At 48.3% G+C, this 13,271-nt stretch carries 9 protein-coding genes and 1 pseudogene; 2 read left to right on the top strand and 8 right to left on the bottom strand.

What is annotated here, in order from left to right; genetic code table 11:
• Positions 1-17: 17 nt before the first annotated feature.
• Positions 18-3,176 carry a SusC/RagA family TonB-linked outer membrane protein gene (locus tag PKOR_RS00950; RefSeq protein WP_084694679.1) on the bottom strand — a complete coding sequence of 1,053 codons (3,159 nt, stop codon included), beginning with the start codon at positions 3,174-3,176 and terminating at the stop codon, positions 18-20.
• A gap of 724 nt (positions 3,177-3,900) precedes the next feature.
• On the opposite strand from PKOR_RS00950, the pseudogene PKOR_RS00945 reads away from it, so the two are divergent.
• A pseudogene (locus tag PKOR_RS00945) lies at positions 3,901-4,326 on the top strand (transposase); the annotation flags it as partial.
• A gap of 108 nt (positions 4,327-4,434) precedes the next feature.
• Positions 4,435-5,571, top strand: coding sequence for an RNA-guided endonuclease InsQ/TnpB family protein (locus tag PKOR_RS00940; protein WP_084694677.1), 1,137 nt, complete (start codon positions 4,435-4,437; stop codon positions 5,569-5,571).
• Between the two features lie 171 nt (positions 5,572-5,742).
• On the opposite strand, the gene PKOR_RS00935 is transcribed toward PKOR_RS00940, so the two are convergent.
• The 7 genes from PKOR_RS00935 to PKOR_RS00905 form a co-directional block, all read right to left on the bottom strand.
• Positions 5,743-6,705 (bottom strand): calcium/sodium antiporter, encoded by a 963-nt coding sequence (locus PKOR_RS00935; protein WP_046308673.1) that lies wholly within the window; start codon positions 6,703-6,705, stop codon positions 5,743-5,745.
• Positions 6,706-6,810: 105 nt separating this feature from the next.
• On the bottom strand, positions 6,811-7,518 hold the full coding sequence (locus tag PKOR_RS00930; protein ID WP_046308672.1) for a YebC/PmpR family DNA-binding transcriptional regulator: 708 nt from the start codon (positions 7,516-7,518) through the stop codon (positions 6,811-6,813).
• 128 nt (positions 7,519-7,646) lie between these two features.
• Positions 7,647-8,279 carry an ABC transporter ATP-binding protein gene (locus tag PKOR_RS00925; RefSeq protein WP_046308671.1) on the bottom strand — a complete coding sequence of 211 codons (633 nt, stop codon included), beginning with the start codon at positions 8,277-8,279 and terminating at the stop codon, positions 7,647-7,649.
• Positions 8,269-9,060, bottom strand: a complete 792-nt coding sequence (gene lpxA, locus PKOR_RS00920; protein ID WP_046308670.1) for an acyl-ACP--UDP-N-acetylglucosamine O-acyltransferase — start codon at positions 9,058-9,060, stop codon at positions 8,269-8,271. The genes PKOR_RS00925 and lpxA overlap by 11 nt, the downstream gene beginning before the upstream one ends.
• On the bottom strand, positions 9,057-10,451 hold the full coding sequence (locus PKOR_RS00915) for a bifunctional UDP-3-O-[3-hydroxymyristoyl] N-acetylglucosamine deacetylase/3-hydroxyacyl-ACP dehydratase (RefSeq protein WP_046308669.1): 1,395 nt from the start codon (positions 10,449-10,451) through the stop codon (positions 9,057-9,059). Before PKOR_RS00915 ends, lpxA begins: the two co-directional genes overlap by 4 nt.
• A gap of 351 nt (positions 10,452-10,802) precedes the next feature.
• Positions 10,803-11,825 (bottom strand): UDP-3-O-(3-hydroxymyristoyl)glucosamine N-acyltransferase, encoded by a 1,023-nt coding sequence (lpxD, locus tag PKOR_RS00910; protein WP_046308668.1) that lies wholly within the window; start codon positions 11,823-11,825, stop codon positions 10,803-10,805.
• Between the two features lie 156 nt (positions 11,826-11,981).
• Complete coding sequence (locus PKOR_RS00905; protein WP_046313871.1) at positions 11,982-13,211, bottom strand: HD domain-containing protein; 1,230 nt, start codon at positions 13,209-13,211, stop codon at positions 11,982-11,984.
• Positions 13,212-13,271 lie beyond the last annotated feature (60 nt).

Raw genomic sequence — 13,271 nt, 5'->3', positions numbered from 1 at the left:
TTCTTGATTAAAAGCAATTAGAATCCCACGTTAACACCTACCATAAAGGAGCGAGCCTGTGGATAGAAAGCTCTGTCTATACCGAAGATATTGCCACCAATCTCTGGGTCATATCCGGTGTATTTTGTAAAGGTCAGTAAGTTGTTGCTGCTCACGTACACACGCGCTTTTTGCATGGAAAGCTTGGATGTAAGCGAGCTTGGCAGCGTATAACCTATTTGCAGGGTCTTGATGCGGAAATAGTCGCCGTCTTCTAAGAAGAAGTCAGATGGGTAAGTGAAGTTGCGGTTGGTGTCATCTGTTGTCAGGCGTGGGTAATCGTTAGAGGTACCTTCACCTGTCCAACGACCCAGGGCAGCAGACTGCCAGTTAGCGGTTGGAATATCCAGGCGGCGCAGGCCCTGGAATATCTGGTTGCCCGCAACACCTTGTCCGAAGATTAACAGGTCGAAACCTTTGTAAGCGGCATTCAGTGTAATACCATAAGTCCAGTCTGGAAGTGGTTTACCAATGAAGGTTCTGTCATCGGCATCTATTTGACCATCATCATTCAGGTCAGCCCAGCGGAAGTCGCCAGGTTTCGCGTTTGGCTGTATGACATTGCCCTCAGCGTTAACATAGTTCTGTACTTCCTCTTCGTTTTGGAAGATGCCAAGTGTGCGGAATCCGTAAAACGCGCCGTACGACTGGCCTACTGCCATGCGTGTAAGTGGGTAGGCGATGTTTTGTACACCTTCTCCGCCTTCTAAGAATTGTTTGCCGTCGCCCAGGAAGGTTACTTTGTTTTCCAGGTAAGAAACATTACCGTTCACACCAAAGCTCACCTCACCGATCTGCTTGCGATAGCCCAGCTCCACCTCTACGCCCCGGTTTTCCATGTCTGCAACATTACCCCAAGGTCTGCCAGTAGCACCAACATAGCCAGGTAAATCAATTTGCTGCAGAATGCCGGATGTTTTCTTGGTGTACCAATCGAATGTCAGGCTCCAATCCTGGAAGATGTTTGCCTCAAAACCAAAGTTGGTCTGTGTTGTTTCTTCCCATCTCAGGTCTGGGTTTGCCGGTGCATCCGGGCTATAGCCAATCAGGTAGTTATCGTTACCGAAAGTATAGTTTCTGCCTGAGCCAACTGTAGAAATGTATCTGAAGTTACCCAGGGCATCATTACCTACTACACCGTAAGAGCCACGGATCTTGAGGAAGTCTACCACCTTGTTAGTTGGCCAAAAAGCCTCGCGGGACGCTACCCAGCCAAGGGAGGCAGAAGGGAAGTAGCCATACTTGTTGTTGATACCAAACCTGGAAGAACCGTCGCGGCGCACAATACCTGTAAACAGGTATTTCTCATCGTAGTTATAAACCACGCGGCCAAACAAAGAGCTTACAGTATGGTCAATTCCTTCGTAGGCATCTGCTGTTCTGTTAGCAGTAGGCACTTTCAGGTTGAAAGATGCCTCGTCAAAAGTGTTTGCCGGTATGTTTGAGAAGGAGATGTACACACCACTTGTGTGGTTATCACGGTACGCTCCCTGACCTGCCAATAAAGTGAAATTGTGCTTATCTATGGTGCGGGTGTAGGAGAGGATGTTCTCAATGTTGTAGTCAAAGGTCTGGTTTCTGTCGCGGTTAAAAGCTGTTTGATTGCTTACAGAAGAAGCGTTCAGGTAGTATATAGGCCTAAAGCTCTCACCTCCCCAGTAGGCTAGTTTGGTACCCAACGTAGAGCGGAATTTAAGGCCTTTTATTGGCTCTAGTTCTGCAAAAACGTTACCTACAATGTTATCTGACCAGCCGTAGTTACCTAACTGCGTTTGAATGTAAGCTAGAGGGTTCGTCATTTCCTGCTGTACCGTAGTAGAGATACCATATGGGTAGCCCTGTGGGTTGCGTACAGTAGGCTGTCTGTTGTAGACACTGTTCGGGTCGTTCAGAATAACTGGATCCGTGATGAGTACTGGCGTAGTAGGATCCAGGTTGATAGCTGAGCTAAGCGGACCACCAAACTCTGTGTTAGGGTTCAAACCGCCTTGGCTCTTTATATGGGAGTAACCCAGGTTCTGCCCGATTGTCAGCCACTCGGCGACTTTGTGTGTGGAGTTAAGACGAACGTTGTGGCGCTTATAGTTAGATATTTCGCTCGTAACGATACCTTCTTGGCTCAAATAGCCATAAGAGCTGTAGAAGGTTGATTTGTCGTTGCCTCCACTAACGCTGAACTCATGGTTCTGAATGCGGGCATCATCGTTGAATACATACTCTTGCCAGTCTGTGCCTTCGCCTAGCGCACGAGGGTCCTCATAAACAATGCCACCACCTCCGGCTACAGAAGCTTCGTTTCGCAGCGTAGCATACTGTGTAGCGTTCAACAGGTCAAGCTTTCTGGCAGGACCCTGCGTGCCATAGTAACCATTGTAGCTTACATTGATAGCGCCAGCCTTACCGCGTTTTGTAGTAACCAAGATAACACCGCTGGCTGCGCGTGCACCATAAATAGCGGCAGAGGCAGCATCCTTTAATACCTCAATAGACTCGATGTCGGCCTGGTTCAGGTAGTCAATGCCACCATTCACCACAACGCCGTCCACTACGTACAGCGGATCATTGTTGTTCAGAGTGGTGATACCCCTTACACGTACTGTGGCAGAAGAACCAGGGGCACCAGAGTTAGAAGCCACAGTAACGCCGGTTGTTCTACCCTGCAGGGCCTGCTCTACCCTGGTTATTTGCTGGTTTTCCAGGTCTGAGGACTTCACACTGCTAATAGCTCCCGTTACCACACTTTTTTTCTGCGTGCCGTACCCTACTACCACTACTTCCTCCAAGGCTTTGGTGTCCAAAGCCAAGGTGATATTGATCGTTGATCGGTTATTTACCGGTACTTCTTGTGTGGTATAGCCAATGTATGAAAATAGAAGTATTCCATTCCCCTCAGGCAGGTCCAGGGAGTAGTTACCCGCAACATCGGTAGTTGTACCTTTTGTTGTTCCTTTAAGGATAACTGTAACCCCAGGTAAGGCAGTACCGCTCTCATCTGTTACCTTACCTGAAACGGTAACAGCCTGGGCAGTTTCCAGAGGCAGCGGCCGAAGGTCTCTTATGCTTCCTGCCGTCGTGCTGGCACTAACGCAGGTTGCCAAGGTGATACAGCCGAGTGCTGTGTATAAACGTTTTCTCATAAAGGGTTTTATAGTTAAGTGATTTATTACTTTTTAAATAGTTGTGATTAGTCAATTACTAGGTTAGACGCAGTTGTTGCTTGTGCCTGAGCAAGAGTGCAACGTAGGGATAGACGATGGTAAACCGCACCCTTACACTTGTAATTTGCCATAATTTTAGAGTGAAAAAAGGATTTTTCAAAAGAAGGGGCTACATTTTGACTACTTTTTAACTACGTCATGACTACTTCACTTTAGAGGGTATGATGCTTAAGAAGCTGTGTTGTAATCGCTTAGCTTGCTTTGATGTGTGTTGTAAACTTGACGTACAAGAGGTGTTATAAATTGAGTGAGTACTGAATGAAGTAGGCATATGCCTCCTTAAAGAGCTTTACAAATAAGGGCAAACATGTTGAAAACTGCGCCTGGTAATTCGGCAAGAAGCGATCAACAGTATCAAGCAGTGTAAACAGGTGGGTAAGGGGGAAGGAAAGGGGTGGGGATAGGCAAGCTATTTGATTGAATTTAGTTGAACTTTTCTAAGTTGCCTGCATGCAATTGTGCCTGCTTGAAATTACTAGCCGGCCTCACAGTATGACCATGGTTACGAGAAAATGCCAAAGAAAGCCCTAACACTCATATCTTTGGCAGTATAAGCGTAAGTTCAATTTTATCAGGCTCTTAAACGTAAGCTAACAGAAAGGGAAGGAGAAAGCCCTTGCACTAGACACGCTCGGGCAGAAGCAGAATATCAAAGAAAGGCAACGCCCACATCCGGCGGGCCATGCACCTGCCGGCCTTTACAGTAGTACGTTATAAAGAGCCTGTCTTTACTGCCCTCTACGAGCGGCTCGTGAAAAGGGGCAAGACCAAGATGCAGGCGTATGTGGCCGTGCAGCGCAGGCTGCTGGTGCTGCTCTGGACGCTGTGGCGCAAGAATGAAGCCTATGATGCACGTTATGGGCAGCAGCCAGCGGAACCCAAAAACAACATCCAAATCCAGGAGGCCGGAGCCTCTCTTTCAGGTGTCAGCGCAGCTGACAAAGACGCAATAACGCAGGAAACGCAGCCAGAAACAGCAGAAAAAGAAATAGCCCCAGCTCAGGCCAGGGCTACGCAAGATGAACTTCCAGTACCAGTCGGCCCGGGAGCTCTCTTTCAGGTAGAGTGAAGATAAGAAACAAATAAGAAAAATGCAACCAAAATCCTTGACTTTGAAGACAGTACCTTGGGGCTTTAGCCAAGGGATGAATTTGGTTTTCTTTTTGAACCACTCGATGTGGTGCGACATTCCTTCACTTTTGCTGGGTTCGATCTTACCCTATGTTCTACCGCCTGCACTTGCCGGCTGTTACCTTTGCTGCAGCAAACATGCCCTGCACCGGGCAAGGCGCCAAAAGCAGCCGTGAACCAGATCAAGACATACCGCTTCCGGCTCAAACCCACCAGGGCGCAGGCACAGGCTTTCGCACAGTGGCTCGGCTCGTGCCGGTATGTTTATAACCTGTGTCTGGACTATAAGAAGCAGTTGTACACAAACCACCGGCTTTCCATCGGCAAGAACCAGATGCAGCAAGAGCTCTCTGCTATCGCCAGGGACGTGGAATGGATCGGGTGCGTGCACTCACAAACTTTACAGGAGGTGACCGACAGGTTGTTCAAATCCTACGATGGTTTCTTTAAGCAGGGCAAGGGATTCCCCAGGTTCGCCAGGCGAGGCCAGTATCGCTCCTTCACCTACAAGCAGGGGGTGAAGCTGCACGAGAATACCTGTACAGTACAACTGCCCAAGATCGGCAAGGTCAAGTACCGCAAGTCACAGGATGTGCAGGGGGTTATCAGGACAGCCAGCGTTGTCAAGGAAGCCGATGGGTGGCATGTGACGCTGTGTTGCCAGGTGGATATTGAGCGACTACCACAGATAAGCAATGTGGTAGGTTTGGATGTCGGTATAAAATCCTTTGTTGTCACCTCAGACGGTCAGGTGGTGGATAATCCCAGGCACCTGTACCGCTATCAGCACCAGTTAAGGAGAGCGCAACGTGCTGTATCGAGAAAAAAGAAAGGTGGTAGTAACAGGCGAAAGGCTGCCGCAAAGCTTGCCAGGCTGCACCAGAAAGTGAGCAACACCCGCAAGGACTTCCACCATAAACTCAGCACGCAACTCATTCGCGAGAGCCAAGCGATTGTAGTTGAGAACCTGCAAGTGCAGCATATGCTCAAGAACCATAAACTTGCCAAAAGCATCAGCGATGCTGGGTGGTATCAGTTTGTGCAGATGTTAGCCTACAAGTCCAAATGGTATGGTCGGGAGTTTCACAGAGTAGCCCCCCACCATACCTCTCAGGACTGCTGGGTATGTGGCTGGCGCAACACCGACCTGAAACTATCGGACAGGTATTGGACCCAGAGCTAACGGACATGTCCTGGACAGGGATGTGAACGCAGCTAGAAATATAAGAAATAAGGCGGTCGGGCAGACCGTTTCAGCTTGGGAGATATACAAGGACAATGGTTCGGTAGCCCAAGAATCCTACTGCCTTTAGGCGTGGGAGTGTCAAAGCTTTAGACTGACTTTTTGCCTGTATTATCCCCGCACAACCAGGTAGCCAATGTAGCTAAAGTACACTAACAAAAACACGATGCCGTTCCAACGGTCAATAGCATTGCGCTTGCCAATCGGCATAGCGATGATGAGCATCGTGCTGGCCAGGATCATCATGATAATGTCAGCGTTGTTCATCATGTTAAAGGGAAGGGGGCTAATAAGGGCGCTGATCCCCAGGATCCAGAGTAGGTTGAAGATGTTAGAACCCACGACGTTGCCCACAGCTATATCGATGTTGCGGCGGTAGGCAGCCATGGCAGAAGTAACCAGCTCCGGCAGCGAGGTGCCAATGGCCACGACAGTTAGTCCAATGAACGATTCGCTTAGTCCCAGCGACTGGGCAATGTGCACGGCGCCATCTACCACCCACTTCCCCCCAAGGAAAAGGCCCGCCGCACCCAAAACGATGAAAAGAACAGACTTGCCCATAGGCATCATCTCTGCATTATCATCAGGCAGTACCTCGTCTTTGTTTGTCTTGGCTATGTTGTAGATGTAAACCATAAACAAGACAAAGAAGAAAAGCAGGATACCGCCATCCAAACGGCTTATGTAAAGCTCTGTCCGGGTATTAAGTAAGGTGGCATTGGCCAAAAAGCCCACCAGCAGGGTAGCAATAAGTGAAAAAGGAATCTCAGTTAAGATGGTATTGCGCTTTATGGGCAGCGGGCAGATAAGCGCTGTAATCCCAAGTATGAGCAGCAGGTTTGCTACGTTGCTGCCAAACACGTTGCCTATGGCCAGCTCTGACTGCCCCTGCATACTGGAGAGTATGTTGATGATGAGCTCAGGAAGCGAAGTACCAAAAGAGACAATTGTCAAACCCACCACCATATCAGACAAGCCATACCGCTTTGCTATGGAGGAGGCGCCGTCTACAAGTAGATCAGCACCTTTGATCAGCATCACAAAGCCAATAAAAAAGAGTATGTATAGGAGCATGTTGGGTTTTGTTTGTGTAAACTACGGGTGCTTACGTTTAATTTAATAAAAATGGCTGCCCAAAGTGAGACCTGGGCAGCCATTATACTTTATGGAGTTGTGGCACTATGCCATGTTATGGTATACTGCTTGTATGTCGTCGTCCTCTTCGAAACGCTCGATCATACTTAATACCTCTTCTTCTTGTTCCTCTGTCAGTTCGGTGCGGGTAGTCGGTATGCGCTGTACCTCTGCGCTGATCACATTCAGCCCTTTTTCCTCAAGCCCCTTCTGCATGTTGCCGAACTCAGTAAAAGGAGTCTCGATAATGATCTCGCCTTCGTGCTCATAGATATCATCTGCACCAAAGTCGATCAACTCAAGCTCAAGCTCCTCTAAGTCTACACCCTCAGCAGATATTTTGAAGATGCCCTTGCGCTCGAACATGAAATCCAGAGAGCCTGTTTTGCCTAAAGAGCCGCCGCCTTTCGAAAAGTGCATGCGCACGTTGGCTACCGTACGGTTCAGGTTATCTGTGGCGCATTCTACCACTACAGCAATACCGTGTGGTGCATAGCCTTCGTATACTACCTCTTCGTAATCTTTCTCTTCTTTAGAGGAAGCTCTCTTGATAGCAGCCTCTATACGGTCTTTTGGCATGTTAACGCCTTTGGCGTTTTGAATGGCCGTACGCAGACGTGAGTTAGTGTCAGGGTTGGGGCCGCTTTCTTTAACAGCCATAACTATCTCCTTGCCGATGCGCGTAAAGGCCTTCGACATTTTATCCCAGCGTTTAAATTTACGGGCTTTTCTAAATTCAAATGCGCGTCCCATAGTATGCGTTTTGTGTGTTTACAAAGTTAGGCAGCTCAGACGTAATTTGGTAGCTGTTTAAGAGCTAAATTATACGTGTTGTACTAGTTTCCCTTAGCAAGTGGCCAGGAACTACTCTTCAGCCACAGCTACTTTTTAGGAACTGCGTGATAATCTGAGATGCGCAGCTGTTGATCGCAGAAGTTATACTCGTGCTCGATATTAGAGCCCACAATTATCAAGCGATCCTGTTTGTTCAGGTTTACATGCTCCTGATACCAGGCAACTCCTTCATGATCCAGGTTGGTAGTAGGCTCATCGAGCACCAGCATGCTGCTGTCAGAGTAAATGGCCAGCCCCAGTTTGAGGCGCTGCTTCATGCCAGAGGAGAAGTCCTTTACAGACTTATACTTTGACCTTTCCAGCCCCATGCGGTCGATGAGCTGCAGATTGGTTAAGTTATGCCGCAGTGGCTTGAAACGGGTATGAAAGTCAAGCATTTCAAGCAGGGTGAACTCCTCTACCAACTCCAGGTATGGCGCTGTAAGCGACAGGTGGCGGTAAGCCTCATCTGCTGCGACCGTTTTGCCTGCTGCAGTATAAATTAATTCTCCCTCACTTGCCAGGTTATGTCCGGCTACAATAGTAAGAAGAGTGGATTTCCCGGACCCGTTATGCCCTAAAACAGCATATGAGGTGCCTGACTCAAACGTGTAAGTCAGGTTCCGGAAAATCCACTCGTAGTTATAGCGTTTACCTAAGTGCTTTAGGTTAACTTGCATCCTTAGCGAAATAGCCTTTTATGATACCGCGGCCTGAGTTACGCACGAAATTGATGATCTCGTCGCGCTCCTTGCTTGGCGATAGCTCTACCTCGATCTTATCCAGGGCCTGGCTGTTGTTGAGGCCATTCATAAACAGAAGACGGTACACATGCTGTATATCATTAATCTGCTCGCTCACGTAACCCCTGCGGCGAAGCCCGATCGAGTTGATACCAGCATAGGAGAGTGGCTCACGTGCAGCTTTCACAAACGGAGGCACATCTTTCAATACCAGCGATCCGCCGGAGATAAAGGAGTGAGAACCGATCTTGACGAACTGGTGAATCGCACTGGTTGCACTGATGATGGCAAAATCCCCAACCTCAACGTGCCCTGCCATCTGCACTGAATTACCAATGATGCAGTTATTCCCTACCAGGCAATCATGTGCTACGTGGGCATAGGCCATAACCAGGCAGTTGCTACCTACTACGGTCTTCATTTTATCAATGGTGCCGCGGCTCACTGTTACATACTCACGGATAACGGTGTTATCGCCGATAATTGTTGTGGTTACCTCTCCGGCAAATTTCAGGTCCTGAGGTATAGAAGATACTACTGCACCCGGGAAAACCTTACAGTTCTTGCCGATGCGGGCACCTTCCATGATCACGGCATTAGAGCCGATCCAGGTGCCTTCACCAATCTCTACGTTTTTATGAATGGTAGCGAATGGCTCTATTACGACATTTTGCGCGATTTTAGCCTCTGGATGTACGTATGCTAATGGCTGATTCATGCGTCTTTCTTTACTATACTTGCCGACATTTCAGCTTCCATTACCAGTTGACCGCCAACAAAGGCCTGGCCACTCATTTTGGCAATGCCGCGCTTAATAGGAGCCAGCAGTTCACATCTAAAAATAATGGTATCGCCCGGAAGCACTTTGCGCTTAAAGCGACACTTGTCTATACCAAGGAAATAGGTCCAATAGTCTTCCGGCTTCTCCACAGTATTGAGTACAAGAATCCCGCCTGTTTGTGCCATGGCCTCAATCTGGATAACACCCGGCAAAACGGGGTTTCCAGGAAAATGGCCCTGGAAGAATGGCTCGTTCATGGTTATGTTCTTAACGCCCATAACCATCGTATCGTCTAAATGGATGATCTTATCTATCAGAAGAAAAGGGTAGCGGTGCGGCAGCGTAGCGGCAATCTGGTTGATGTCCATCACCGGCTTTTTCTTCGGATCGTAGGTCGGCACGTTTTTAATCGTTGTCTCGTGGATCAGCTTTTTCACCTTCTTGGCAAAAGCGATGTTGGCAGCGTGACCAGGACGTGCCGCCAGAATCTGTCCTTTGATCGGACGACCAATCAAAGCCAAATCACCAAGCAGGTCCAGCAGTTTGTGGCGTGCCGGCTCATTTTTAAAGCGCAGCTCTGTGTTGTTGAGAATGCCTTCCTCTTTCACCTCTACCTTCTGCTTCTGCAGGAGCTCGGATAGGTGAGTCAGTTCATCGTCCTTCACCACGCGGTCCACAATCACGATAGCGTTGTCCAGATCGCCGCCTTTGATCAGGTTTTGCTTAAAGAGCATCTCCAGCTCATGCAGGAACACGAAGGTACGGCACGGGGCGATCTCTTTCTCAAACTGGTTCAGGTTTGTAATAGAGGCATGCTGGCTGCCAAGTACAGGGGAGTTATAATCCACCATCACGGTCAGGCGGTAGTCGTCCAGCGGTAGCGCCGCTATTTCGACACCTCGATCGTCATCTTTGTAGCTAAGCCCTTGTGTAATCTCGAAGAAGTTGCGGAGTGCGTTCTGCTCCTGCAGACCCACCTCGTGCAGTGCCTTTACGAACTCGATAGAAGAGCCGTCCATAATTGGCGGTTCAGGGCCATCCAGCTCAATGAGTACGTTGTCTATTTGCAAGCCAACCAGTGCCGCCAACGTGTGCTCCACGGTGTTAACGCGTGCGCCGTTCTGCTCGATGGTGGTACCTCTGGAGAGGTCTACCACATTGTCTACATCGGCGGCAACTATAGGCTGGCCTGGCAGGTCAATGCGCTGAAATTTATAACCATGGTTGATTGGAGCGGGTTTGAACGTCATGTTGGAAACCACGCCGGTGTGCAACCCAATGCCCGATACAGTTACCGGAGCCTTAATGGTGTGCTGTTTATCGTTCATTCACGTATCTGTAGTCGTGTTATTGCTTGTGTCTTTGTAGCAGCAGGCGCGCTGCCGAAGACGAACAGAGCAGGCTGTTACAGGCCAAGCCCTTTGCCCCTGCAAACTTAAGATATTAAATAGGCTATTGCCAATTTTTATGGATAAAGTAGCGGCTAGTAAGGAAAAGTATAGGTAGGAATGGAGTACTAAGCCTACATTTGAATTGCAAAGACTTAAAAAAGCAAAGCCGCAGAAGTTGCTGCTGCGGCTTTGCTTCATGATCTATACTTTCTATATCACTTTAGGTAAACGCCCGGAATCCGTCTGCTTGATGCTAAAGATAACCTTGGTATACACCGCGTGAAATGTCTATACTTTTTCCTTTAGCATTTCCAGGTCGCGCTGGAGTTCTGGCAATTTGCGGAATACGGTCATGGCACGCAGGTTCTGCTTATAGTCGAAGGCAGGGGAGCCCTGAATGATCAGCCCTTCCTCTTTGACAGACTTGGACACGCCTGACTGTGCGCCAATGGTTGTTTTGTTGGCAATGGTGATGTGGCCCACAATACCTACCTGGCCTGCAATAACGCAGTTATTCCCAATTTTAGTGGAGCCTGAAATACCGGACTGAGAAGCTATGACAGTGTCAGAGCCAACCTCTACGTTGTGGGCAATCTGCACCAGGTTATCAATTTTAGTGCCTTTGCGGATGATGGTTGAGCCCATGGTCGCGCAGTCTATAGCCGTATTTGCACCAATGGAGATATCATCTTCCAACACCACATTACCTATCTGCGGCACAGCCTTGTAGGTACCGTCTGCCTGAGGTGCCCAACCAAAACCATCACTGCCAAGTACAGCGCCGGAGTGTATGGTACAGTTACTACCTACCACCGTATTGGCGTAGAGTTTTACACCAGCAAAAATGGTGGTGTTGTCGCCAATCTGCACATTATCACCAATGTAAGCCTGCGGAAAAATGCGTACATTCTTGCCTATTTTGCAGTTGCTGCCAATATAGGAGAAAGCGCCGCGGTAATGGTTCTCACCAATTTCGCTGCCCTGGCCCATAAAGCAAGGCTCTTCTACACCTGTTTTAGAAGCTAGCAATGCTGTCTGGTAATAGTGGAGTAATGTAGAGAAACTAGAATAAGGATCTGCCACTCGAATCAGAGCAGTATTGATACTCTTTTTCAGTTCCAGCGTATCAGAAACGATTACGACGCTTGCGTTGGTGCTATATAAATATGGCTCGTACTTCGGGTTGGAAAGAAATGCGAGGGCACCCGACTGGGCTTCCTCAATTTTGGCTAACGTGCTGACCTTGACAGAATTGTCTCCCTCTACTTTGCCCTGCAGCAGGTCAGCTATCTGTTGAACAGTAAATTCCATTTTGTAAAATTAGAGCAAAAACTCAAAAACGCTAATGCATTGGGGGTGCAAACTTAAGAAAAAATCTCACCACTCCACGAGCTATTCAAGTTTATACTTTGATCACCTGTAGCAAGTCTTGTTATACACCAGGAAAAGCACAAGGCAGAGCTTTTATCAATGTGCTACCTCTTTAGGATAGCATACGAAGTGTTTCTCAACCTTATAGCTTAGGGCACGGATGTTTGGCAAGTCAGAGGCTTCGGCTACATCTACCACATAGCCTGACTTAGTGAGCATATCGATGGTTTGACCCTCTACATCATAGGCGTTGTTGCCAATATCGCCCGAAATCATGAGGTACTTTACATCCTCTTCTGAAAGGTTATACTTCTCCTGTACCAGCTCTGTTAAGCCAAGCAGCATTTCCTTATCGATGGGCTTGGTAGAAATATACACTTTAAACAACCTGCGGCTCAAGATGCTCTGGGCCAGATAAGAAAGTATAAAGTCAGGGTGGAGTGCCCACTCCTTAATGCCACTCCATACGTCATGATCATCTAGTGCTACGAAGCGCTCCAGAATACTTTTGTCCTGCTTAAAATCCTCCATAGCTAAATCTGAGGATAGGAAGAAGCGGAGGCAGGGGCTGGCTGGTACCTCTACACCACGTTGCATCAGTTCCCGGGCTCGCTGCACGACACGCAATACCATGTTTTCAGCACTGATCACGGTTTTATGAAGGTAAACCTGCCAATACATGAGCCGGCGGCTCACCAGGAAATTCTCTATACTATAGATGGCTTTTTCCTCTACTACCAGCTTGTCGTTGGCCACATCCAGCATTTTAATGATCCGGTCTGCGCCGATCTTGCCTTCGTAAACACCCGTATAGAAGCTGTCGCGGTTCAGGTAGTCCAGGCGATCTACGTCCAGCTGGCTAGAAACGAGCTGGTGGAAAAAGCGGCGGTGGTAGTTATCTGTGAAAATATCAATCGCCATACTCAATCTTCCGCCAAACTGCTCGTTCAATAGGTGCATGATGTGCAGCGACAGGTGCTCGTGATGTACATTTTTGAAAATGGCTGTTTCGAGCGCATGCGAGAAAGGGCCGTGGCCTACGTCGTGCAGCAGTATAGCAATAAGCGATGCCTCAAATTCGGTATCGTTTATTTCGTTATTTTTACTGCGTAGTGTTTGCAAAGCTGTGTCCATCAGGTGCATGGCACCAAGGGCATGGTGGAAACGGGTGTGCAGCGCTCCGGGGTACACCATCTCTGTAAGCCCGAGCTGCTTGATGCGGCGCAGTCGCTGAAAGTAAGGGTGCTCAATAATATCAAATATAAGCTCTGTTGGGGCTGTTATAAAGCCGTAGACAGGGTCATTAAAGATCTTCTTCTTGTTCACAGGAAGGTGTGCTGGTTTGAAGGTTGAGTATGTGTTTTGGAAGCTAATCAACAAAATTTA

Origin of the sequence: Pontibacter korlensis (assembly GCF_000973725.1) — a bacterium.
In the GTDB taxonomy this organism is placed as follows: Bacteria; Bacteroidota; Bacteroidia; order Cytophagales; family Hymenobacteraceae; genus Pontibacter; species Pontibacter korlensis.
Note: the sequence above shows the minus strand (reverse complement) of the source record. Positions and strands in the feature narration are given on the sequence as shown.